This is a genomic window from Niveibacterium sp. COAC-50 (genome assembly GCF_013184235.1).
Taxonomy (GTDB): domain Bacteria; phylum Pseudomonadota; class Gammaproteobacteria; order Burkholderiales; family Rhodocyclaceae; genus Niveibacterium; species Niveibacterium microcysteis.
In genome coordinates this window covers 337522-357775 of the sequence record NZ_JABCJM010000001.1, presented here as the reverse complement: position 1 = coordinate 357775, position 20254 = coordinate 337522, and the positions used below count along the sequence as shown (strand labels likewise).

Genomic DNA, 20254 nt, shown 5'->3' with positions numbered 1-20254 from the left:
CATTGCCGCCATAACACCGCGCCAACCGAGCTCTTACGCGGCTTTCAGGCCAAAGCAGAGCGAATTGCATCGTGGCAGTTAACCACCTTATGCGAATGGTTATTCGGTCGCACCGCAAATACCCACAGCAAAGAAGTGGGAATAGAGAGGCGGCCAGATATTGGCCAGACAACCCTTGCCTAAGGGCATTTCCATGCGGCGAGCAACGGTCGCAAAACCGATTGCAATGGAGCGGCCATTAGCGCGGCCGGCCAGTCCGGCGATTGGACTTGGCTATTCGCCAACCCTTCTCAGGTATTCCCGATGGCCAAACGCTTCCCGCTCCATCCGAAACACCCCGAGCGCATCTGTTGGGGTTGCGACCACTACTGTCCGACGGACTCGTTGGGTTGCGGCAACGGGTCGGAGCGGACGCCTCATCCAATCGAATTCTTCGGCCCCGATTGGTACAAGGATGATCCGGAATTTCTCGCGGCAGCCGAACAGAGCGCCATGCCGGGCTGAAAAGCCGGTCGCCCGGTCAGCGTCAGGGCACAGGGGAAAGATGAATGTCGTCGGTGGAGGTTGCGCCGGCGGTCGAAGCGCGGATGTGGTCGATCAGGCTCGCGAGCCCGCCGCTGATGTACTTGTGGCGATGCCGCACCAGATAGAAGGCGCGACCGAGATCGAGGTTACGCACCTGCAGCGGGACCAGACTGCCACGGCGGAAGGCGTCGCGCAGCGCGAGCCGGGAAATACAGCCGAGCCCAAGGCCCGCCTCCACCGCGCGTTTGATCGCCTCGGTGTGCTCCAACTCCAGGCGCACCTTCAGGCGCTGGCGGTCCTCGCCAAACGCGTGCTCCACGGTGCCACGCGTGCCCGACCCAGGCTCGCGCAGAATCCAGTCCTGCGCCAGCACCTGGTCGCGGGTCAGGCTGCCCTTACCGGCCAGCGGGTGACTGGGTGCCGCGAAGACCACCAGCTCATCCCGCAACCACGGCTCGGCAATCACATCCGGATGCTGCAGATCGCCTTCGACCAGCCCCAGATCCAGTTCGAAGCGCGCCACCGAGGACACGATGGCAGTGGAGTTATGCACCGCCAGCTGCACCCGCGACTCCGGATGCCGCTGCAGGAAGTCCGCCACGAACAACGTGGCAAGGTAATTGCCGATTGTCAGGCTCGCCCCCAAGCGCAGCGGTCCGACCGCGGTGTGCGCGCTGAGCGACTCTTCGAGCTCATGCGCTCGGTCGAGGATCTGCGTCGCGCGAGGCAACAGCCACTGGCCGGTGTCGTTCAGTCGCAGGCTCTTGCCAACGCGGTCGAACAGCACCTGCGAGTAGGCGCGTTCGAGCTCGGCAAGCGCCGTGCTGGTCGCCGACTGCGAGAGCGCCAGCCGCTCCGCGGCGCGACTGGCGGAACCGGTCTGCGCGACCGCCACGAAGATCTCGAGTTGCCTCAGCGTGAATCTCATATCTATTTCTTAGATAAGCGTCGTCATCACAATCCGCTTCGTAGATTACCAGCTCTTGCCTAGAATGCCCCGCCAAATAGAAGGGTCATTCATGCGAATCATCGTTTCAATCAAGCGGGTGGTGGATCACAACGTCCAAGTGCGCCCGCGCAGCGACGGCAGCGATATCGACACCACCGGCGTTCGGATGGTCATCAACCCGTTCGACGAAAACGCGCTTGAAGAAGCGGTGCGGCTGCGCGAGCGCGGCATTGCGTCGGAAGTCGTGGTCGTGTCCTTCGGTGACGCAAGCGTGCAGGAATCGCTGCGCCAGGCGATCGCGCTCGGCGCGAACCGCGCGATCTGGGGCCAGGTGCCGGCTGCGCTTGATCAGCTCGCGGTCGCCAAACTGCTGCGCCATGTCGCGCAGCGCGAAGAGGCCTCGCTGGTGATGCTGGGCAAGCAAGCGATCGACGAGGATGCCGGGCAAACCGCGCAGATGCTCGCCGCGCTGCTCGATTGGCCGCAGGCGGTTGCGGTGTCCGAACTCGCCGTCGATGGCGACACGCTGCACGTCGCGCGCGAGGTGGACGGCGGCAGCGAATCGCTCGAAATACGGCTGCCCGCCGTGGTGTCGGCAGACCTGCGCCTCAACGCACCGCGCTTCGTGAAGCTGCCGGACCTGATGAAGGCCAAGCGCCAGACGATCGAGACGCTCGACTGCGCTGCGCTGGGCATCGACCTCACGCCGCGCGTGCAGCGTGCGCGCGTCGAAACCCCGCCGCCGCGCCCGGCTGGCCAGCGCGTAGGTTCGGTCGCCGAACTGATTGAAAAACTCCGCAACGATGCACAGGTGATCGCATGAGCGTTCTCGTCCTCGCCGATATCGCCGCCACCGGCGTCGCCCTCGCCACACGCCAGGCTGTTCGCGCCGCGCAGCACTGGGGCCTGCCGGTTGATCTGCTGGTGCTCGGCATCGCTGATACCGCCACCCACGCGCAAATCGCCGGCGTGCGCCGCGTGCTGCATGCCGATGCACCGCAGTTCGAGCAGCCGCTGGCAGAAGATGTCGCTCGCCTGCTGAATAGCCTCGCCGGCGACTACACGGTGATCCTCGCCGCGCACGGCAGCCTTGCCCGCAACGCGTTGCCGCGCGTCGCGGCGTTGCGCGACGTGGGCATGATCAGCGAAGCCGTCGCCCTGCTCGGAGCGAACCGCTATCAGCGCCCGATCTACGCCGGCAACCTGCTCGCCACGGTCGATAACCGCCCCGGCCTGCAGATCCTGACCGTGCGGGCCTCGCGCTTCGAGGCCGCCGCGCAGGGCGGGCAGGCTGAATGTGTTGCGATCACCGCATCGGCCGCCGACGGCCGCAGCCGCGTCACCGGGCAGAGGACGGCCGGCGGTGAGCGGCCTGAACTGGGCAGCGCGCGCGTCGTGGTCTCCGGCGGGCGTTCGCTGGGCAGCGCGGAGCGCTTCCACGCCTGCCTCGCACCACTCGCCGACCGCCTCGGCGCGGCAATCGGGGCCACCCGCGCTGCAGTGGATTCAGGCTACGCACCGAACGAATGGCAAGTCGGCCAGACCGGCACCGTCGTCGCGCCGGATCTCTACATTGCAGTGGGCCTTTCGGGCGCGCTGCAGCACACCGCGGGCATCAAGGACAGCCGGGTGATCGTTGCGATCAACCAGGACCCCGAAGCCCCGATCATGCAACTGGCGGACTACTCGCTGGTTGCCGACCTCTTCGATGCCGTACCGGAACTGGTGCGCCATCTGCACACGGAAGCCACCGCATGAGCAAGCTCGCCACCGAAACCGTGATCGACGTCCACCACTGGAACGACACGCTGTTCAGCTTCAAGACCACGCGCGACCCCGGCCTGCGCTTTGCCAACGGCCAGTTCGTGATGATCGGCCTGCAGGACGAAAACCGCCCGCTGCTGCGCGCCTACAGCATCGCCAGCGCCAACCACGAAGAGCACCTGGAGTTCTTCAGCATCAAGGTGCAGAACGGGCCGCTCACCTCGCGGCTGCAACACCTGAAGCCGGGCGACGAGATCCTCGTCAGCCGCAAGCCGACCGGCACGCTGATCATCGACGACCTGCTGCCCGGCCGTAACCTGTTCCTGCTCAGCACCGGCACCGGGCTCGCGCCCTTCCTCAGCATCATCAAGGACCCGGATACCTACGAGCGCTTCGACAAGGTGGTGGTTACGCACGGCGTGCGCAGCGTCAGCGAACTTGCCTATGCCGAACAGATCCAGCGCGAACTGCCGGAACACGAGTTCCTCGGCGACTACATTCGCGACCAGCTGCTGTACTACCCCACGGTGACGCGTGAGCCCTTCCGCAACCAGGGCCGCCTGACGACGCTGATCGAATCCGGCAAGCTGTGTGCCGACCTCGGCCTGCCGCAGATCGATCCGGCGCACGACCGCGCGATGCTGTGCGGCAGCCCGGCAATGCTCAAGGAGCTATCGGACATGCTCGACGCGCGCGGTTTCAAGGTCTCGCCGAATATCGGCACGCCGGGCGACTACGTAATCGAGCGCGCCTTCGTCGAGAAGTAAGCCCGCCCGCGCGCCGGGCCAGCGCTCACGCGTTGCCCGGCCCCTGGAAGCCACCGCGGCGGAAGGTGAGCACCAGCGTATCGCGGTGGCCGCCTTGGGCCAGCGGCTGAATCGGCGTCGATTCGTGGATCACCCGTGCGTCATCCAGCAACAGGGTCGTCCACGGTTCGGTCATCGTGAAGCGCATGCCCTGCGGGCCATCGGCCTCGAACACGCGCGTTTCGCCGCCCTTGATGCCTTCACGGCCAACCAGCAGCACTGCCACATAGTCAACGCCGTCGCGGTGCGCGCCCTCCGGTGTCGGGCGGCCGATGCCGTCGGTGGTATCGATGCGGAACTGGTGCGCCTCGATAAACCATTGCGGCACGCCCGCAAAGCGCCCCAGCCACTGCCCCAGACCGCACAGCAAGGCCTGCCAGTCCGGCGATGCGCGCGTCGCGGTTTCAACGGGTTCGAACCAGCGCTCCAAACCGCCGTGCAACGCGTTGTAGGCCACCGGCTGCCAGTGCGCGCGATGCGGGGTTTGCGTCAGCTCGCCGCTTGCGATGTCGAGTACGAAACAGGCGTGACGGCGAAAGCGATAACGGCCGCCGTCGCGCAGGAAGGTATCGGGCGGCAGGTTGTTCCAGCCGGGCTGCAGCGCAGCAAGACCGGCCGCTGTCGCACCACTCAAAGCGGTCAAACCGGCCGCATCCAGAGCAACAAAGCCTTGCGTGCGGAGCGCGGCATCGAGCTGTTCAGGCGCCGTGATGGGCGGAGGTAGTGGCTTCATCGCGCTCAGTGAGAATCAGAAAGGGCCGCCAGTCTAGCCGGCGACCGGGTCGCCTCGGAAACGCCGGCCGCCTTGCGCGGCCAGATACGCGCGCCACGCCTCGTAGCCCCCGCTGAGTGGGCGAACATTGCGATAGCCGAGCGCCTGAATTTCCTTGGCGGCATAGACGGCACCGGCGTCTTCCGGACAGGCACACAGCGTGACGACCAGCGCATCGAGTGGCCAGCCCTGCACCGCACGGTCGAGCGCCTCGTAGTCCGCCACGGTGAAACCGTCGAGCTCGCCCCCTTCGGCACGCAGCGTGGCGCCGCGCAGATCGATCAGGCGCACGGGCTGCCCGGCGGCAAGGGCTTCGCCCAGCGCTTTCGGCGATATGTGCGGCATGCGCGCCATCTGCTCGAAACGCTGCCGCAGCCAGAACTTCCACGCAAACCACAAAGCCACCACAGCGAGCAGGATCAACAGCGCATTCACGCCGTAGCGCAAGGCAAGCTCGATCAACAGCGCGATCTCGTCGCGCAGCAGCGAGCCAGCCGCCAGAGCGAGCCCAGCCCACAAGGCAGCTCCGATCGCTGCTGCGGACAGGAAGGCGGGGAGCGGCATGCGCAATGCGCCGGCAATCGGCGGCGCGACGGTCGAGAACCCGGGCACGAACTTGGCGATCACGAGCGACCAAAGCCCCCAGCGCAGGAAGCGGCTTTCCGTCTGGCTGACGCAGGAGGCCGGATTGATCGACAGGCGGCACAGGCCGTTGAGCACGCGGTAGCCAAACGCGCGGCCGGCGAAGTACCAGACCGCGTCGGCCAGCACCGACGCGAGCACCGCGGCCACGAGCATCCAGGCCAGCGCCGGCGCGCCGAAAGCCAGGCTGCCCGCGGCGATCAGCGTCGGCACCGCCGGCACCGGCAGGCCCAGCTGTTGCAGCAGCACATTGATGAAGACCAGCAGCGCGCCATCCTGCTGCAAGGCGCGTGCGATATCGGCGTTATCCATCTGACAATGATCGGGGCGCCAGCCCCGAATTTCCAGTACGGCGCTGCATCGGTGGCGACACGCTCAGCGCGGCGTTGCGTGGTAGTCGGCCCATGGGGTCTCGCCGCGCGCGCCGAACTTGCGGGTGTACATCTCGTGGTCGGCAAAACGCATCAGCGACTCGGCCTCGTCGCCGTCGTCCGGGAAGATCGCCATGCCGACCGCACCACCCAACGCCTGCTCGCCAAGCGGTGTGGGGTCCACGCTGCGCAGCGGCTGGGCCAGCACATGCTCGATATGCGCGCGCACCCGTTCGGCTTGCTCGCGGCTCTCGACGCGGTCGAGCAGCACGACGAACTCATCGCCGGCATAGCGCGCCACAAAGTCGCTCGCGCGCACCGCCTCGCGCAGGCGTTCGGCGATTTCGGTGAGCACCTTGTCGCCCGCGTCGTGGCCAAGGCGGTCATTCACCTGCTTGAAGTGGTTCAGATCGACGAACAGCACCGCAAACGGGCCGATGTCCGCGGCACGGCGGTGCCGGCCGACGCGGCCATCCAGCCGCCGCATGAAGGCTTCACGGTTGGCGAGACCGGTCAGACGGTCGGTACGCAGCCGTTCCTGCATGGTTTCGAACGTGCGTGCGAGTTGCCCGATCTCATCGTTTCGATGTACGTCGACCGGCGATTCGAGATCGCCGTCACCGATCGCGCGCGCCGACTTCGACAGCCGACGCAGATCGCCGGTCACCCAACCGAGAATGCGCAGGCCCAGCACTACCGCCAGCAGCGCCGCAATGCCGCCCACCAAGCCGGTGCGCACCACGTTTGCGGTGACCCCCTGCATGAAGTCGCTGGCGGGAACCGCCACCACGGTGATCCATTCGAGGCCGGCGTCGTCCTTCACACGATCGAAGGCCGCGTGGATCGTCTGCCCGCCGGGGCCGGTGAAAGTACGCGTCTGCGGCAGTTGCGCCTGCTTGAGCGATGCGAGCGTATCGCGCACCTCGGAGTAGGTTGCCGCCAAGAGTGGATGGCCGCTGTCCGCCGCGGCAAGGCGCTTGTTGCTGCCGTCCGGCTGGCGGGCGATGTTGGCGCTCGCAGACGAGGCGATCAGATCGCCGTTCGGCTCGACGATGAAGGCGATACCATTCTTCGAGAGCGCCAGCGTCGATACGAAATCGTTGAGCCCCTTCAGCGAAATATCCGTCGCGACGACGCCCTCGAACTCGCCCGCCGCGTTGAGTACACGCCTCGCACGGGTGGCGACGAGGCCGCCGTGGCGGTAATCGATGTACACCGCCGTCCAGGTATGCAGCTTCGCGCTCTCGCCGGCCTTGTACCAGGGGCGAACGCGCGGGTCGTAGACCTTGGTCTCGCGTGAGGCCTCGTGCAACTCACCGTTGATGCCCTGGAAGTTGAAGAAGGTGCGCGGCTCGTCGCCCTTGAGCTTGAGCCGCAGTTCGCCATCATCCAGCGAATTGCGCCAGAGGCCGATGAACTGACCGGCACGGTTGCCGTAGTAGGCGTAGTTGTTCGGATCAATGTGCAGCGACGTTGCGATCCACAGGCGGGTGCGCAGGTTGGCCAGATCGCTGCCAATCGACGCGGGCGCCGGCATTCCGTTCGGGAACACCGCTTCGAGCACCGCGCCCGATCCCACCACATGACGATCCACCGCCTGCCCGATGCGGCCGACCGTTTCGATCAGCAGGTGATCGGACACGGTGGCCACGGCCCGGCTGCCGGCCACGTACGACAGCGCACCGATCACGATCGCCAGCAACAGCACCAGCGCCACGTAGGGCACGATCAGGACTTGGCGCAGCGAGAGCGCCGAACGGGCGGGTTGACTCATGGTGGATGCTTCAGGTCGCGGGCAGACCGGCATTGTCCCAGCATCGCGGGGTTTTGCGCAGCGTCACCATGGGGTTTTGACGACAACTCATGCGCTGGCGACCAAAGCAGCCGTGATTTCCTCGTAGAACAAGGTGCGCAGCCAGCTATGGGCTGGATCGTGGTGCAAACGCTCGTGCCACAGCAAGGCGTAGCGTACCTGCGGCAACGCGAGCGGGATCTCGCGCTCGACCAGCCCGACCGGCCCGGCGTAAAGGCGCGCGAGGGTACGCGGCACGTTCACCAGCATGTCGGTGCGCGCTGCCATCGCCAGCGCGGCCATGAAGTTCGCGACCCGCACCGCAACCCGGCGCTCTCGCCCGATTCGCTCCAGCGCCAGATCAACCACGCCGCGCGGATCAACGCCCCCCATGTGGATCAGGATCTGCGGAATGCGCAGGAAGGCGTCCAGATCAAGCGGCTGCGCCAAGGCCGGGTGCCCGGTACGCAGCAGCGTCACGAAATGGTCGTCACCCAACCCGCGTCCGTGGATGCCCGCGGGGGCTTGCGCCACGGAACTCAACGCCAGTTGCACCGACCCGGCCTCGAGCTCGCGAAACCCCTGGTCGTCGCGCCATACGTCCACCGCGATGTCCAGATACGGCGCTTCCCGGTGCAATCGCGCCAGCACCCGCGGCAGCATCGAATTGGCGCCGTAATCCGTCGTACTGATACGCCAGACGCCGCGGCTGCTGGCAGGGTCGAACCGCGGCGGCGCGATCAGCCCCGCAACATCGGCCAGCGTCGCATCGAGGCGCTCGCGCAGCGCTTCCGCCCGCGGGGTTGGGCGCAACCCCGCCGGTGTGCGCACAAAGAGCGGGTCGTCGAACAGCACGCGCAGGCGGCCCAGCGTTCGGCTCATCGCCGGCTGCGTAACCCCCAGGCGCTCGGCCGCGCGGGTCACATGCGCTTCCTGCAACAGCGTTTGCAGTGAAACGAGCAAGTTGAGATCGATTCGGCTCAGATCCGCCATACAAGGCCATTACCCAAAGTCATTCGCTCCATTCTAGCCATGCATTGGATTGATGGCGGCCCGCCCGATAGAGTGGCTGTTCCGGCGTCGAGTGCTGCCTGATCGCAGCGCCCAACGCCATGCCGCTCATGCCAGCGCCAACAGGAATAGCCCGCGCCGGTAGCCGAGTCCTGATCACTGATGCCCTGACGACCCCGCGGCCGACCGCGAGGGTTTGGAGACAACCCATGTTCCTTGAATCGACCCGCGAAGTCCGCCTTGCCTCCCGACCGGCCGGCATGCCCACCGCCGCCAATTTCGAGATCGCCACCACGCCGGTGCCGCCGCTGAAGGCTGGCGAGGTGCTGGTGAAGAATCTCTGGATGTCGGTCGACCCCTACATGCGTGGTCGCATGGTCGATCGCGAGAGCTACGTGCCGCCCTTCCAGGTCGGCAAGGCGCTGGAGGGCGGCGCCGTCGGCGAGGTGTTGGAATCGAGCAGCCCGAAATTCAAGGTGGGCGACATCGTGCTGAGCTCGTTCGGTTGGCGCGAGCACTTCGTTGCCGCCGATACGCAAGTGCATCGCGTCGACACGCGCCTGGCGCCGCCGCAGGCGTGGCTCGGCGTCATCGGCATGACCGGCATGACCGCCTGGACTGGCCTCACCCGCATCGCCCACATCCAGGCCGGCGAGACAGTGTTCGTATCGGCCGCATCGGGTGCCGTAGGCGCTATCGCGGTACAGATCGCAAAACTCCACGGTTGCCGCGTCGTTGCCAGCGTCGGCAGCGACGAGAAAGCCAACTGGGTGCGCGAACTGGGGGCCGACGCGGTGATCAACTACCGCACCGCGGGTGATCTCACGGCCGCGCTCAAGGCCGCTGCGCCGGAAGGCATCGATGTGTACTTCGAGAACGTTGGCGGCGCGCATCTTGAAGCTGCGCTCAATGCGCTCAAGCCCAACGGCCGCGTTGCGGTGTGCGGCATGATCGAGCAGTACAACGCAACCGAAGCACCGAAAGGCCCCTCCAACCTCGCGCAAGTGATCATGAAGCGGCTGCGGCTGGAAGGTTTCATCGTTTCGGACCACTGGGATCACTACCCGCAGTTTGTCGGCGAGATGGCCACCTGGCTGGCGGCCGGCAAGATCCAAACGCGCGAGACGGTGCGCGAAGGGCTGGAGGCCGCGCCGGAGGCCTTCATTGGTCTCTTCCGTGGTGAGAACACCGGCAAAATGCTCGTCAAACTCGCCTGAGGACAAGGCCGCACACATGCTCCTGACGCCCTTCTCTGCCTTGCTGGAAAGCCGCCGACACCTCGGTAACACGGTGTTCTACGACCTGCCGGAAGACTGGTTGCAGGGCCGCACCGCCTTTGGTGGTGTCAGCGCCGCGCTGGCGGTGCAGGCAATGCGCGACGTAGCCGGTGCCGATCGGCCGCTACGCGGCCTGCAAACCAGCTTCATCGGGCCTGTGCCGGCCGGCAAGCTGCGCGTAGAAGTCCGGGTGGTGCGTGAGGGGCGTGCCATGCGGCAAGTGGAAGCCGCAGTGAAGGTGGGCGAGGAGACCGCATGTCTGCTGCTTGGCAGCTTCGGCCTGGCGCGCGAGTCGGTGATCCCGGCTTTCGCGCCGGCGCAAGCGGCGGCGCCTGCCGTCGACACGCTGCCCGCCACGCCTTACCTGCCGGGCATCTCGCCCGCCTTCACCCAGCATGTGGAGTTCCGCTGGGCCGCGGGCGACCACCCGTTCAGCGGCGGCACGGCGCGCGACATGCAGGTGTACATGCGGCTGCGCGACGAAGCGATCGACCATGAACTGCTCTGCGTGCTGCTCGGCGACGCTGCACCACCGGTCGCCTTCGGTCATTTCGATCGCCCAACCCCGGGCAGTTCGGTGACCTGGGCACTTGAACTGCTGCCCTGCATGCCAGCCCCCTCACCCGACGCCTGGTGGCGCCACGACACCGAAATGCATGCCTTCAGCGCCGGCTACTCCCATGAGCGCGCCGCGCTGTGGACACCACAGGGCGAACTCGCCGCGGTGGGCTACCAGATCGTGGCGGTATTTGGCTGAACGCGCGAGCCTTTGCACCGACAAGCTTCGATACAAAGCCCGCCGACAAGCGGCAATGCGTTCCGGATAATGCGGCGGCCCGCCCTCACCGGAACGCCCTGCCATGAACCTGCGTCGTATCCTGGCCTTCGCGCCGCTACTCGCCCTGCTTGCTGCGCCGCTATGCGCCCACGCGGCGGGCAGCGGCTTCGATGCAGAACAAGCCACGCGTGCCTGGCTCGACACGATTCCACCTGAAGCCCGGGCACGCTCCAACGCTTACTACGAGGGCGGCTACTGGCTGCAACTCGCGGATTTGATCTACGGGCTGGTGCTTACATGGCTGTTCTTGCGCGGCGGGCTATCGGCCAGACTGCGCAACCTATCCGAGAGCCTGACGCGCCGCAGGGCGCTGCAGAACATGGCGTATGCCGTGCAGTATCTCGTGCTCGCCGCGCTGCTGACGCTGCCGCTGAACTGGTACGAAGGCTACTGGCGCGAACACGCCTACGGCATGTCGAACCAGGGCGCACTCGATTGGGCATTCGACCAGCTCAAGGGGCTGCTGGTATCGATCCTCTTCCTGGCGCCGGCGGTGGCCGCGATCTGGGCCGCAATCCGACGTGCGCCGAAAACCTGGTGGCTGTGGGGTTCTGGCATTGCGACGGTGTTCCTGATGATCGGCATCGTGATCGGGCCGGTCTTCATCGCGCCCCTGTTCAACGATTACAAGCCGCTGGCAGCCGGCCCGATCCGCGACGACATCCTCTCGCTGGCACGCGCCAACCAAGTGCCGGCCACCGAGGTGTACGAGTTCGATGCGTCGCGCCAGACCAAGCGCATCAGCGCCAATGTCAGCGGCTTTCTCGGTACCGAACGGATTTCGCTCAACGACAACCTGCTCAAGCGCACCAGCCCGGCCGAGATCCGCGCAGTGATGGGGCATGAGATCGGGCACTACGCGCTGAACCACATCTACAAACACCTGCTCGCCTTCACGGTACTGACGGTAATCGGCTTTGCGCTGGCCCGCTGGATGATGGATCGCTTGATCGCCCGCTTCGGTACCGCGTGGGGGCTGCGCGGCATCGGCGACGTCGCGGCACTGCCGCTGCTGTTTGCGGTGTTCTCGGTACTGGGATTCGTCGGCACGCCGATCAACAACACAATCATCCGCACCGCCGAGTTCGAAGCCGACCTGTATGGCCTGAATGCCGCGCGCGAGCCTGACGGCTTCGCACAAGTCGCGGTGCAGCTTGCCGAATATCGCAAGATGGAGCCGGAGGCATGGGAGGAGTTCATCTTCTACGACCACCCGAGTGGCCGCACCCGCATCCGTACCGCGATGCAATGGAAGGCCGAACACCTGAACGACACGCAGCGCACGCAATAACCTTGCGCCGCAGCGCATTGCCGAGGCGGGGCGGCTCAGCCAGAATCCAGCTTTCGTCCTAGTCGCCCACGCATGCCGCAAACCTTTCGCTCCCTTACGCTTGCGGCGCTGCTCGTAGCCCTCGCCCCCCCCAGCCCTGCCGCAGACGCGCCCGAGGGCACGCCTGCTACGCTGGTCGAGCAGGCGCGCGCCAATGTGCGTCTGGACCCGGAAGCCAGCCGACGCTATGCCGACGCCGCGCTGGAAGCGCTCAAACGGGCGCCGGACGCCGACCTGGAAGTCGCCGCACGACTGGTGCTCTGTGATTACCAGGGTGAGCGCAGTCCGCAGGCCGCCCAGTCCGAAATCGACGCCGCGAACGCCTTGCTGCCGAACGTGCGGCGGCGCGGCCTGCGCGCCGGCGTGCTGGCCTGCGAAGGCCAGTTGCTCGAGCTGGCAAACAAGACCCACGAGGCGCTGGCGAAATACGACGAAGCCGCTCAATTCGCCGAGGGCGCGCAGGACGCCGAAATGCTCGCCGACGCGCTGTACCAGCGCGGCTACATCCGCGCCCTGCTCGGCCAGTACGCCGAAGGCCTGGTCGACCAGCGCCGGGCGCTCGCCCTCTATGAAAAGCTCCACCTGCGTTCGCGCGCCCGCACCGCGGTCAATGGCATCGCGATCCTCTACAACCGGATGGGCGACTACGCACAAGCCAAGCACTACTACCTGCAGTCGCTCAAGGGGCACATCGCCGAAGGCGCACGCCGCGAACAGGCGGTGACGCTGCACAACCTCGGTCGCGCGCACGAGAATCTTGGCGAATGGAGCGAGGCGAGGCAGGCTTTCGAACAGTCCCTCGCCATCCACAACGAGCTGGGCTACCCGCGGGGTGCCGCCTACGCGCACCGCGGGCTTGCAAGCGTGTGCAATGCGCTGGGTGACGCGCGCTGTGCCGACGCCGAATTGAACAAGGCCGAAGCCGACGCCAAGGCCGCTCCCGATGCGCGGCTGCGTGCGCAGATCCAGTTACAGCGCGGCATCACCTTGCGCCTGCAGAAACGCTACCCCGAGAGCATCGCGGTGCTGCTCGCCGCTGCCGAAACCTTCGCAAGCGGCGACTCGCTCGCGGAGTTGCGCGACACCTACCGCGCGCTGGCCGCCAGCTATGCGGAATCGAGCGATTGGCGCGCCGCTTACGAGCGCCTGGTGGAATTCAAGAACACCTCCGACACGCTGCTGCTGCGCCAGCTCGATCAACGTTTCGCCACCCTGAAGGTGGAGTTCGACACCGCCTCCAAGGATCAGGAAAACGCGCTGCTGACGCGCGAAAAGGCGGTCGCCGAACGTGCCCTGGCGCAGGAGCGCACCGTTGGCCGCCTGCAGGCCGCGGTGATCGCGCTGGCCACCGTGCTGACGCTGATCCTCGCCACCTTGCTGCTGCGCCATCGCCGCACCAGCCGCCACATGGAAGCGCTCGCGCACACCGACGAGCTGACCGGCCTGCCCAACCGGCGCGACATCCTGAACCGCCTCGGCACGCTGCTGCGCGCCGCCGAGCCGCAGCCCTGCGCGGTGCTGATCGCCGACCTCGATCACTTCAAGCCGATCAACGACCAGTATGGCCACCTGATCGGCGACGAGATCCTCAAGGTCGTCGCACAAGCCCTCAACGCGACCGTGCGCGCGCCAGCCTGCGTCGGCCGTATCGGTGGGGAAGAATTCCTGATCCTGCTGCCCGACACGGCGCTCAGCGACGCCATCATCGTCGCCGAACGGTTGCGCGAGCAGATCATGGCGATCGATGCCACACGCTGGTTCGCCGATCGCCCGATCACCGCGAGCTTCGGCCTTACCACGGCGGTCGCGGGCGACACGGTCAGCACGATGCTCCGACGCGCCGACGAAGCGCTCTACGAAGCGAAGGACGCAGGCCGTAACCGGGTGACCGCGCACTGCGCGTGACCACCGCGGGCGGCAGCCGCATAATCCGCGCGATCGACACTGCGGGAGCGGACTGTGAACCTCGAGAAAGTGGTCTTCGGTTTCTTCATCGTGCTGGCTGCGACGATGAACTTCGGCTTCTTCATCGGTGACATCGACAATCCCGTACACCACGATGTGTTCGAGCTCTTCGTGGCGATCGTCGTGAATCTGATTGCGACGGTTCTGAAATTCGGTGACCGCACACAGATCGGCGCCATCCATCTCGCAACAAGCCTTGTCGCCGATCTGCAGCTGATCGCGGCAGCCATCTACTGGGCCTACTCGGTGCACGTCTCCGGCGTCGGCATGACGCCCGGCGTTACCGCCAGCGTCGTATCGCTGGCAGCCGGCGCGATGCTCGCCAATGTGGTGTCGGTTGTGATCCTGATTGCCGAAACGGTGATGATGCGTCGCTGAGCGGCGACCCGCGATGGACAGCGTCATCTTCCTGATGTTGCGGCGCATGCGTGCGCCGCTGATCGTGCTGATCGCGATCTACGCGATCTCGATGCTCGGTCTCGCGCTGATCCCCGGCGTGGACGCAAACGGCCGGCCAGCGCCGCCGATGAGCTTTTTCCACGCCTTCTACTTCGTCAGCTACACCGCCACCACCATCGGCTTTGGCGAAATCCCCAGCGCGTTTTCCGACGCGCAGCGGATGTGGACCGTGCTGTGCATCTACCTCACGGTGGTCGGCTGGACCTACTCGATCGTCACCCTGCTCGGGCTGCTGCAGGACAAGGGTTTCCAGGCCGCATTCGCGAAGATCCGCTTCGCCCGCTCGGTGCGGCGCCTTGGCGAGCCCTTCTACCTGATCTGCGGTTGCGGCGAGACCGGCACCTTGATCGGCAGCGCCCTGGACCGCATCGGCACCCGCTTCGTGGTACTGGAGCTCTCTGAGCATCGTGTGCAGGAGCTCGACTTGCTTGAATGGCGTGCCGACGCCCCCGCACTCGCGGGTGACGCGCGGGAGCCTGAACTACTCAAGCTGGCCGGCCTGCTGCATCCAAAGTGTCGCGGCGTGCTGGCGGTGACCAGCAACGAGGAGGCCAACCTCGCCGTCGCCATCGCCGTACGCCTGCTAAGGCCCGATGTGCCGGTGCTCGCTCGCGCGCGCTCCGATTCGGTCAACGCGAACATGGCCTCGTTCGGCACCGACCATATCATCAATCCGTTCCGCCGCTTCGCCGATCAGCTTGCGCTGGCGGTGCGCGCGCCCGATGTGTTCCGCCTTGAACAACTGCTCACCGGCATTCCGGACGAACCTGCGCCAGAGCCGCATCGCCCACCGCGCGGTGACTGGATCGTGTGCGGTTATGGCCGCTTTGGGCACGCCATCGTGGCGGCGCTCGACAGTGAGGCACAGCCAGTCACCCTGATCACGCCAGAGCCGCTGACGCTGCCGGATCGGCGTTGCATCACCGGGGTCGGTACCGAGGCCGAACCGCTGGTGGCGGCCGGCGTGCGCACGGCGGTGGGTATCGTCGCCGGCACCGACAACGACGTGAATAACCTCTCGATCGCCGTCACGGCGCGCGAACTCAACCCGTCGATCTTCGTCGTGATGCGGCAGAACCATGCGTCCAACAGTGCCCTGTTCGACGCCTTCGTCGGCGACTTCGCACTGGTGCCAAGCCGCCTGATCGCCCAGGAATGCATTGCCACGCTCACGACACCGCTGCTGTCGGAATTCCTCGGCCGAGTGCGCCTGCAGGAAAACCACTGGGCGGCAGAAGTGATCGCGCAGCTTGAATCCGTGTGCCCCGGGCAGGTGCCGGACATCCGCGGCATCACCTTGACCATCACCGAGGCGCGCGCCGCCTATCTGCATCTGATGGCCGACGCACCGCTCGTGCTGGCCGACGCGATGCGCGACAACACCGACCGCGATACCCGCCTGCCGCTTGTGCCACTGATGCTGCGCCGCGATCAGGCATTGATCCTGCTGCCGCCGGCACACACGCGCCTGAAGGCGGGCGACGCGTTGTTGATCGCCGGGCCTCGCACTGCGCTCACGCGCCTGCAGCTGTCACTGCAGAACGCCAACGCGTTCGACTATGTGCTGCACGGGCGCAGCGCCCCGGGCGGATGGATCTGGCGCGCGCGTGGTGCGCGGAGGGCGCGCCCACGATGAAAAAGGCCCGCATATCGCGGGCCTTTTTCGTTGCAGCAGAAACCGACTCAATCGTCCCAGTCGTGGTCGTGGCCGTGGCCATGACCGTGATGGTGTTTGTGCTTGTAGTGACCCGGCGGGCGATGATCGTAGTCGTCGTAGCGCACGCGCCGCGAATCGTAGCGGCTGTGGCTCGGCTCACTGATGTTCTTGCCCAGCACCGACCCGGCAGCACCGCCCACGCCAGCCCCCACGATGGCGCCCGTCTTCCCGCCGCTGGCGCGCCCGACCGCTGCGCCCGAGGCGCCGCCGATCGCGCCGCCAATCATCGCGCCATTCTTGCCGCGCTTGTCCGACATCACGCCGGCGCCCAGCGCGCCACCGAGCGCACCACCAATCAGCTCGCCGGACTTCCCGCCAACCGTATGGCCAATCGCGGTCCCCGCGGCGGCGCCGAGCCCACCGCCAATCGCGGTTTGCCCATCGTTCGCCTGGGCCACGCCCACACACGCCAGCGCAAACGCCAGCTTGACCATGACCTTGCTGTACATCCGAGACTCCTGCCAATTCAAACGGAACATGGAACATTTTCCCATCTCTATGACGGAAACATCCATGACTGATTGTTGCAATTTGCAATGCGCCGCCGATCGCGTGGCGTACGCACCAAAAGACGCGGCCCGGGGCAATTGCCGCCGGGCCGCGGTGCGATCCATCAAATGCTTCGATTACTCGAAGGATTCATCCTCACGCAGGAATCGCCATTGCCCTTGCGGCAGATCGCCAAGCACCACACGGCCGATGCGGATGCGCTTGAGGCCAGTCACCTTCAGGCCGACCAATTCGCACATGCGGCGGATCTGACGCTTGCGGCCCTCACGCAGCACGAAGCGCAGCTGGTCTTCGTTCAACCACTCGACCTTGGCCGGGCGCAGTTCTTTGCCATCCAGCTCCAGTCCGTGATTGAGCAGTGCCAGCCCCTCGGCGCTCAGCTCGCCTTCGACGCGAACGAGATATTCCTTCTCGACCGTCGAATCCTCACCGATCAGCTGGCGCGCGACACGGCCATCCTGCGTCAGCACCAGCAGCCCGGTCGAATCGATATCGAGCCGGCCCGCCGGAGCCAGACCATGGAAGTGCGCCGGCTTGAGCTCCGGGCCGCCATCCGGCCGGTACTGGCTGGACTGCGTAATCAGCGATGCCGCCGGCGGGTAGTCATCTTCCGGCTGGCCGGAAACGAATCCGATCGGCTTGTGCAGCAGGATCGTCATGCGCGTGCCCTGCAGCTTGGCCGCCTCGGGTGCGAGCGTGATCTTTGCGTCGGGCTCGGTGCGCCGGCCCAGTTCCTTGACGCGCTCACCGTTGACGAAGACCCAGCCGCGCTCGATGTACTCGTCCGCCTCGCGGCGCGAGCAGATGCCGCGAGCGGCCATCAGCTTGGAGACACGCACGCCCTGCGGCAGATCGTCCTCTTCATCCTCGTCGTCTTCCTCGACTTCGTGGCGCCGGGTACGCGGCGCAAAGCCGGGGTCGCGCGGCGGCTGCGGGTAACGACCACGTTCGCCGCTCGGCCGCGGCGGCCTATCGCCCCAGCTCGGGCGTGCCGGACGATCGGTACGCGGTCCACCGCGATCGTCGCGCGCCGGGCCACGGGCGTCGCCGGCCGGGCCTTCGCTGCGGCGCGGGCGCTCATCACGGGCGTAAGCACCGCCGCCGTCACGCGAATAGCCGCCTTCGCGGCGGGCCTGTCCGTCGCGGTTGTAGCCCCCCTCGCGCGGACGCTCGTCGCGATTGAATCCACCACCTTCGCGGCGCGGCCGTTCATCGCGCTCGAAGCCGCCGCTGCGCGGCCGCTCGTCGCGGCTGTAAGCACCGTCACGGCGCGGTGCGTCGTCCCGGTTAAAGCCGCCGGGGCCGCGGGGGCGTTCATCACGGTTGAACGAACCCTCGCGGCGCGGGGCCTGCTCACGGTTGAAACCACCTTGGCCACGCGGACGCTCGTCGCGCGGATAGCTGCCTTCGCGGCGCGGACGCTCATCGCGCGGGAAGCCACCTTCGCCGCGCGGCGGGCGATCACCCCACTGGCGCTGATCGCGCGGACGGCTCTCATCACGGCCACCGCGGTCGCCCTGCGAATTGCCTTCAAAACGGCCGTCGTTGCGCGGGCGATCACCCTGGTAACGCGGCCGATCGCCGCCCTCGCGAGGACGGTCACCTTCATGACGCGGACGATCCGACGGTGCACGCGAACGGTCCCCCTCGTAGCGGGGGCGGTCGCCCTGGTAGCGCGGGCGTTCGCCATCGCGCGGACCACGCGGGCCTTCACCGCGGTTATCACCACGCGGCGCACGATCGTCGCGCTCAAAACGCGGGCGCTCATCGTCGCGGCGCGGCGCCGGCTTGCCGCGGGAGAAATCGTCGCCGGTACGGCGCCGAACATCGTCGTCGCGGTAGCTGCGCCGCGGCGCATCACGCTCGTCACGGCCGCCGCGCGGGGCATCGCCCCAACGCTGCGGGCGGTCTCGCTCATCGCCGCGGGGGGCGCCCTGCGGATTGCGCGGGCGATCGTTCCAGCCGCCTTCGCGGCGACCTTCGTCTTCGCGCGGATTGCGACGCGTCTCGTCGCGCGGCGGGGCATCACGGCGCGCAGCGATTGCGCGCTCCATGGCGGCCCTGGCACGCGGACCGGTACGCGTACCGGTCAGCGACGGGCGCTCAGCCTTCGGTTTGCCGGGCTTGTTCACAGCACATCCAGCAGTTCAACTTCGAACACCAGGGTTGCGTTGGGCGGAATCACACCGCCCGCGCCCCGTGCACCGTAGCCAAGCTGCGGCGGGATCGTCAGCTTGCGGGTGCCACCGACCTTCATGCCGACCACGCCGTCGTCCCAACCGCGGATCACGCGGCCGGCGCCAAGCGGGAATTTGAAGGGGTCGTTGCGGTCCTTGCTCGAATCGAACTTGGTGCCGTTGGTCAGCCAGCCGGTGTAATGCACGACCACCTGGCGGCCTGCCACCGCTTCGGCGCCTTCGCCAACGACGCTGTCCTCGATCACGACCTCGTTCGACAACACATCGAGCAGCTCAACCTCGAACACCAGCGTCGCGTTCGGCGGAATCACGCCGCCCGCACCACGGGCGCCATAGCCGAGCTCGGCCGGAATCGTCAGCTTGCGGGTGCCGCCGACCTTCATGCCGGCAACGCCTTCGTCCCAGCCACGGATCACCTGGCCACGCCCGAGGTCGAAGCTGAACGGATCATCGCGATCCTTGCTCGAATCGAACTTGGTGCCATCGGTCAGCCAGCCCGTGTAATGCACGACGACGGTACGACCCTTCTGGGCCTCGGCGCCGGTGCCGGTCACGCTGTCTTCAAAGACCAGGCCGCTGTCGGTGGTGATCGGTTCGCTCATGGGAAATCTCCTGCAGAAAAGGGAAACGCCGGGCACTGCCCAAGAAGGCGGCCCGGCGTGCTACGCGCGGATTATCTCACGCTTGGCGATCGCGCGGACAGGGGCCGCCTTACCGCACGGCATGCCCCGCGACCAAGGGTATTCCCTAGGTCGGCCGATTGCTGCCGCCGCATTTGATCCAAATCGCTTCCCGCGGTGCAGACAGCGGTCTAGATTGAGCCATGAGCGCACGCCAGATTGCGCCGGAGGAGAACGTTCATGAGCTTGCGTCCGATTCGCTCGGTGCCGGAGTTCTATGCCAGCGCCATCGCCATCGAACATGATGCGATCGCCTGCTACACCGAGTTCGCCCAACGTATGGAGGCGCTCGGCAATGCCGAGACAGCCGAGTTGTTCCGTGAAATCGCGCGCCAGGAGGAAGGGCATGCGAGCGAGCTGGAGCGATGCGCCGATGGCTGCCAGATGCCCTCATCCGCATCGCGGGAGCCACGTACCGCCTTTGTCGACGCCAACGCGGCCAACGGCGCCGTACTGAACCCGCTTGGCGCGCTGCAGATCGCAATGGGGGCCGAACGGCGTGCCGTGAGCTTCTATCAGAACGTCAGCCTGACCTCGCCCGACCCGGTCGTGCGTGAGCTGGCCGAAGGCATGATCCTTGAAGAATTCGAGCACCTGCGGCTGCTCGAAAGGCTCTCGGCGCGGCTGGGCGGCTGAGCCGGCGCGTGG

19 protein-coding genes and 1 pseudogene are annotated in these 20254 nt (G+C 66.6%); 11 read left to right on the top strand and 9 right to left on the bottom strand.

Translation table 11 applies throughout. The features are described from left to right. Positions 1-303 precede the first annotated feature (303 nt). Positions 304-504, top strand: coding sequence for a DUF3079 domain-containing protein (locus HH302_RS01545; RefSeq protein WP_172197165.1), 201 nt, complete (start codon positions 304-306; stop codon positions 502-504). A gap of 22 nt (positions 505-526) precedes the next feature. On the opposite strand, the gene HH302_RS01540 is transcribed toward HH302_RS01545, so the two are convergent. Continuing rightward, positions 527-1453: a LysR family transcriptional regulator gene (locus HH302_RS01540; RefSeq protein ID WP_172197162.1), complete on the bottom strand. Its 927-nt coding sequence runs from the start codon at positions 1451-1453 to the stop codon at positions 527-529. A 91-nt stretch (positions 1454-1544) separates the two neighbouring features. Here HH302_RS01540 and HH302_RS01535 point away from each other — a divergent pair, with 91 nt between their 5' ends. From HH302_RS01535 to HH302_RS01525, 3 genes are read left to right on the top strand one after another with little or no spacing between them, the layout of a single operon-like run. Continuing rightward, positions 1545-2297, top strand: coding sequence for an electron transfer flavoprotein subunit beta/FixA family protein (locus HH302_RS01535; protein WP_172197159.1), 753 nt, complete (start codon positions 1545-1547; stop codon positions 2295-2297). Further along, positions 2294-3232, top strand: coding sequence for an electron transfer flavoprotein subunit alpha/FixB family protein (locus HH302_RS01530; RefSeq protein WP_172197156.1), 939 nt, complete (start codon positions 2294-2296; stop codon positions 3230-3232). Before HH302_RS01535 ends, HH302_RS01530 begins: the two co-directional genes overlap by 4 nt. Then, positions 3229-4005 (top strand): ferredoxin--NADP reductase, encoded by a 777-nt coding sequence (locus tag HH302_RS01525; RefSeq protein ID WP_172197153.1) that lies wholly within the window; start codon positions 3229-3231, stop codon positions 4003-4005. The genes HH302_RS01530 and HH302_RS01525 overlap by 4 nt, the downstream gene beginning before the upstream one ends. A 25-nt stretch (positions 4006-4030) precedes the next feature. Here HH302_RS01525 and HH302_RS01520 read toward each other — a convergent pair whose 3' ends face one another. The 4 genes from HH302_RS01520 to HH302_RS01505 all read right to left on the bottom strand — a co-directional run bounded on the left by HH302_RS01520 (position 4031) and on the right by HH302_RS01505 (position 8584). Further along, positions 4031-4777: a 2OG-Fe dioxygenase family protein gene (locus HH302_RS01520; protein WP_172197150.1), complete on the bottom strand. Its 747-nt coding sequence runs from the start codon at positions 4775-4777 to the stop codon at positions 4031-4033. 33 nt (positions 4778-4810) lie between these two features. Beyond that, positions 4811-5770, bottom strand: a complete 960-nt coding sequence (locus tag HH302_RS01515) for a VTT domain-containing protein (protein ID WP_172197147.1) — start codon at positions 5768-5770, stop codon at positions 4811-4813. 63 nt (positions 5771-5833) lie between these two features. Continuing rightward, on the bottom strand, positions 5834-7603 hold the full coding sequence (locus HH302_RS01510) for a sensor domain-containing diguanylate cyclase (RefSeq protein WP_172197144.1): 1770 nt from the start codon (positions 7601-7603) through the stop codon (positions 5834-5836). 87 nt (positions 7604-7690) lie between these two features. Then, on the bottom strand, positions 7691-8584 hold the full coding sequence (locus HH302_RS01505) for a LysR family transcriptional regulator (RefSeq protein WP_172197124.1): 894 nt from the start codon (positions 8582-8584) through the stop codon (positions 7691-7693). A gap of 257 nt (positions 8585-8841) precedes the next feature. Between HH302_RS01505 and HH302_RS01500 the strand changes: the two genes are divergently transcribed. From HH302_RS01500 to HH302_RS01475, 6 genes are all read left to right on the top strand, one after another. Continuing rightward, the gene (locus HH302_RS01500; RefSeq protein ID WP_172197121.1) at positions 8842-9849 is read left to right on the top strand and encodes an NADP-dependent oxidoreductase; all 1008 of its coding nucleotides are present in this window, start codon (positions 8842-8844) and stop codon (positions 9847-9849) included. A 16-nt stretch (positions 9850-9865) separates the two neighbouring features. Beyond that, positions 9866-10666: an acyl-CoA thioesterase II gene (locus tag HH302_RS01495; RefSeq protein WP_172197118.1), complete on the top strand. Its 801-nt coding sequence runs from the start codon at positions 9866-9868 to the stop codon at positions 10664-10666. 103 nt (positions 10667-10769) lie between these two features. Then, positions 10770-12038, top strand: coding sequence for a M48 family metallopeptidase (locus HH302_RS01490; RefSeq protein ID WP_172197115.1), 1269 nt, complete (start codon positions 10770-10772; stop codon positions 12036-12038). Positions 12039-12110: 72 nt separating this feature from the next. Next, positions 12111-13982, top strand: coding sequence for a tetratricopeptide repeat-containing diguanylate cyclase (locus HH302_RS01485; RefSeq protein WP_172197112.1), 1872 nt, complete (start codon positions 12111-12113; stop codon positions 13980-13982). A 54-nt stretch (positions 13983-14036) separates the two neighbouring features. Further along, the gene (locus HH302_RS01480) at positions 14037-14420 is read left to right on the top strand and encodes a DUF6394 family protein (RefSeq protein WP_172197109.1); all 384 of its coding nucleotides are present in this window, start codon (positions 14037-14039) and stop codon (positions 14418-14420) included. Positions 14421-14433: 13 nt separating this feature from the next. Continuing rightward, complete coding sequence (locus HH302_RS01475; RefSeq protein WP_172197106.1) at positions 14434-16137, top strand: TrkA family potassium uptake protein; 1704 nt, start codon at positions 14434-14436, stop codon at positions 16135-16137. Positions 16138-16184: 47 nt separating this feature from the next. Here the strand turns inward: HH302_RS01475 and HH302_RS22400 are convergent, their stop codons facing one another. The 4 genes and pseudogenes from HH302_RS22400 to HH302_RS22260 form a co-directional block, all read right to left on the bottom strand. Then, positions 16185-16667: a glycine zipper domain-containing protein gene (locus tag HH302_RS22400; protein ID WP_172197103.1), complete on the bottom strand. Its 483-nt coding sequence runs from the start codon at positions 16665-16667 to the stop codon at positions 16185-16187. A 177-nt stretch (positions 16668-16844) separates the two neighbouring features. Beyond that, the gene (locus HH302_RS22395) at positions 16845-18860 is read right to left on the bottom strand and encodes a pseudouridine synthase (protein WP_371814543.1); all 2016 of its coding nucleotides are present in this window, start codon (positions 18858-18860) and stop codon (positions 16845-16847) included. After that, positions 18857-19198, bottom strand: a complete 342-nt coding sequence (locus HH302_RS22265; protein WP_206256517.1) for an FKBP-type peptidyl-prolyl cis-trans isomerase — start codon at positions 19196-19198, stop codon at positions 18857-18859. The genes HH302_RS22395 and HH302_RS22265 overlap by 4 nt, the downstream gene beginning before the upstream one ends. After that, positions 19184-19528: pseudogene (locus HH302_RS22260) on the bottom strand (FKBP-type peptidyl-prolyl cis-trans isomerase); the annotation flags it as partial. The pseudogene HH302_RS22260 and the gene HH302_RS22265, both read right to left, overlap by 15 nt. Before the next feature lie 258 nt (positions 19529-19786). On the opposite strand from HH302_RS22260, the gene HH302_RS01455 reads away from it, so the two are divergent. Continuing rightward, positions 19787-20242, top strand: a complete 456-nt coding sequence (locus HH302_RS01455) for a ferritin family protein (protein WP_172197097.1) — start codon at positions 19787-19789, stop codon at positions 20240-20242. Positions 20243-20254: the final 12 nt, after the last annotated feature.

Bases quoted from the DNA above. Each gene is read 5' to 3' on its own strand.
- HH302_RS01475 (WP_172197106.1), top strand. From the start codon at position 14,434: ATGGACAGCGTCATCTTCCTGATGTTGCGGCGCATGCGTGCGCCGCTG.
- HH302_RS01490 (WP_172197115.1), top strand. From the start codon at position 10,770: ATGAACCTGCGTCGTATCCTGGCCTTCGCGCCGCTACTCGCCCTGCTT.
- HH302_RS01515 (WP_172197147.1), bottom strand. From the start codon at position 5,770: ATGGATAACGCCGATATCGCACGCGCCTTGCAGCAGGATGGCGCGCTG.
- HH302_RS01530 (WP_172197156.1), top strand. From the start codon at position 2,294: ATGAGCGTTCTCGTCCTCGCCGATATCGCCGCCACCGGCGTCGCCCTC.
- HH302_RS22400 (WP_172197103.1), bottom strand. From the start codon at position 16,667: ATGTACAGCAAGGTCATGGTCAAGCTGGCGTTTGCGCTGGCGTGTGTG.
- HH302_RS01455 (WP_172197097.1), top strand. From the start codon at position 19,787: ATGAGCTTGCGTCCGATTCGCTCGGTGCCGGAGTTCTATGCCAGCGCC.
- HH302_RS01520 (WP_172197150.1), bottom strand. From the start codon at position 4,777: ATGAAGCCACTACCTCCGCCCATCACGGCGCCTGAACAGCTCGATGCC.
- HH302_RS01510 (WP_172197144.1), bottom strand. From the start codon at position 7,603: ATGAGTCAACCCGCCCGTTCGGCGCTCTCGCTGCGCCAAGTCCTGATC.
- HH302_RS01525 (WP_172197153.1), top strand. From the start codon at position 3,229: ATGAGCAAGCTCGCCACCGAAACCGTGATCGACGTCCACCACTGGAAC.
- HH302_RS01545 (WP_172197165.1), top strand. From the start codon at position 304: ATGGCCAAACGCTTCCCGCTCCATCCGAAACACCCCGAGCGCATCTGT.
- HH302_RS01500 (WP_172197121.1), top strand. From the start codon at position 8,842: ATGTTCCTTGAATCGACCCGCGAAGTCCGCCTTGCCTCCCGACCGGCC.
- HH302_RS01485 (WP_172197112.1), top strand. From the start codon at position 12,111: ATGCCGCAAACCTTTCGCTCCCTTACGCTTGCGGCGCTGCTCGTAGCC.
- HH302_RS01495 (WP_172197118.1), top strand. From the start codon at position 9,866: ATGCTCCTGACGCCCTTCTCTGCCTTGCTGGAAAGCCGCCGACACCTC.
- HH302_RS01540 (WP_172197162.1), bottom strand. From the start codon at position 1,453: ATGAGATTCACGCTGAGGCAACTCGAGATCTTCGTGGCGGTCGCGCAG.
- HH302_RS01535 (WP_172197159.1), top strand. From the start codon at position 1,545: ATGCGAATCATCGTTTCAATCAAGCGGGTGGTGGATCACAACGTCCAA.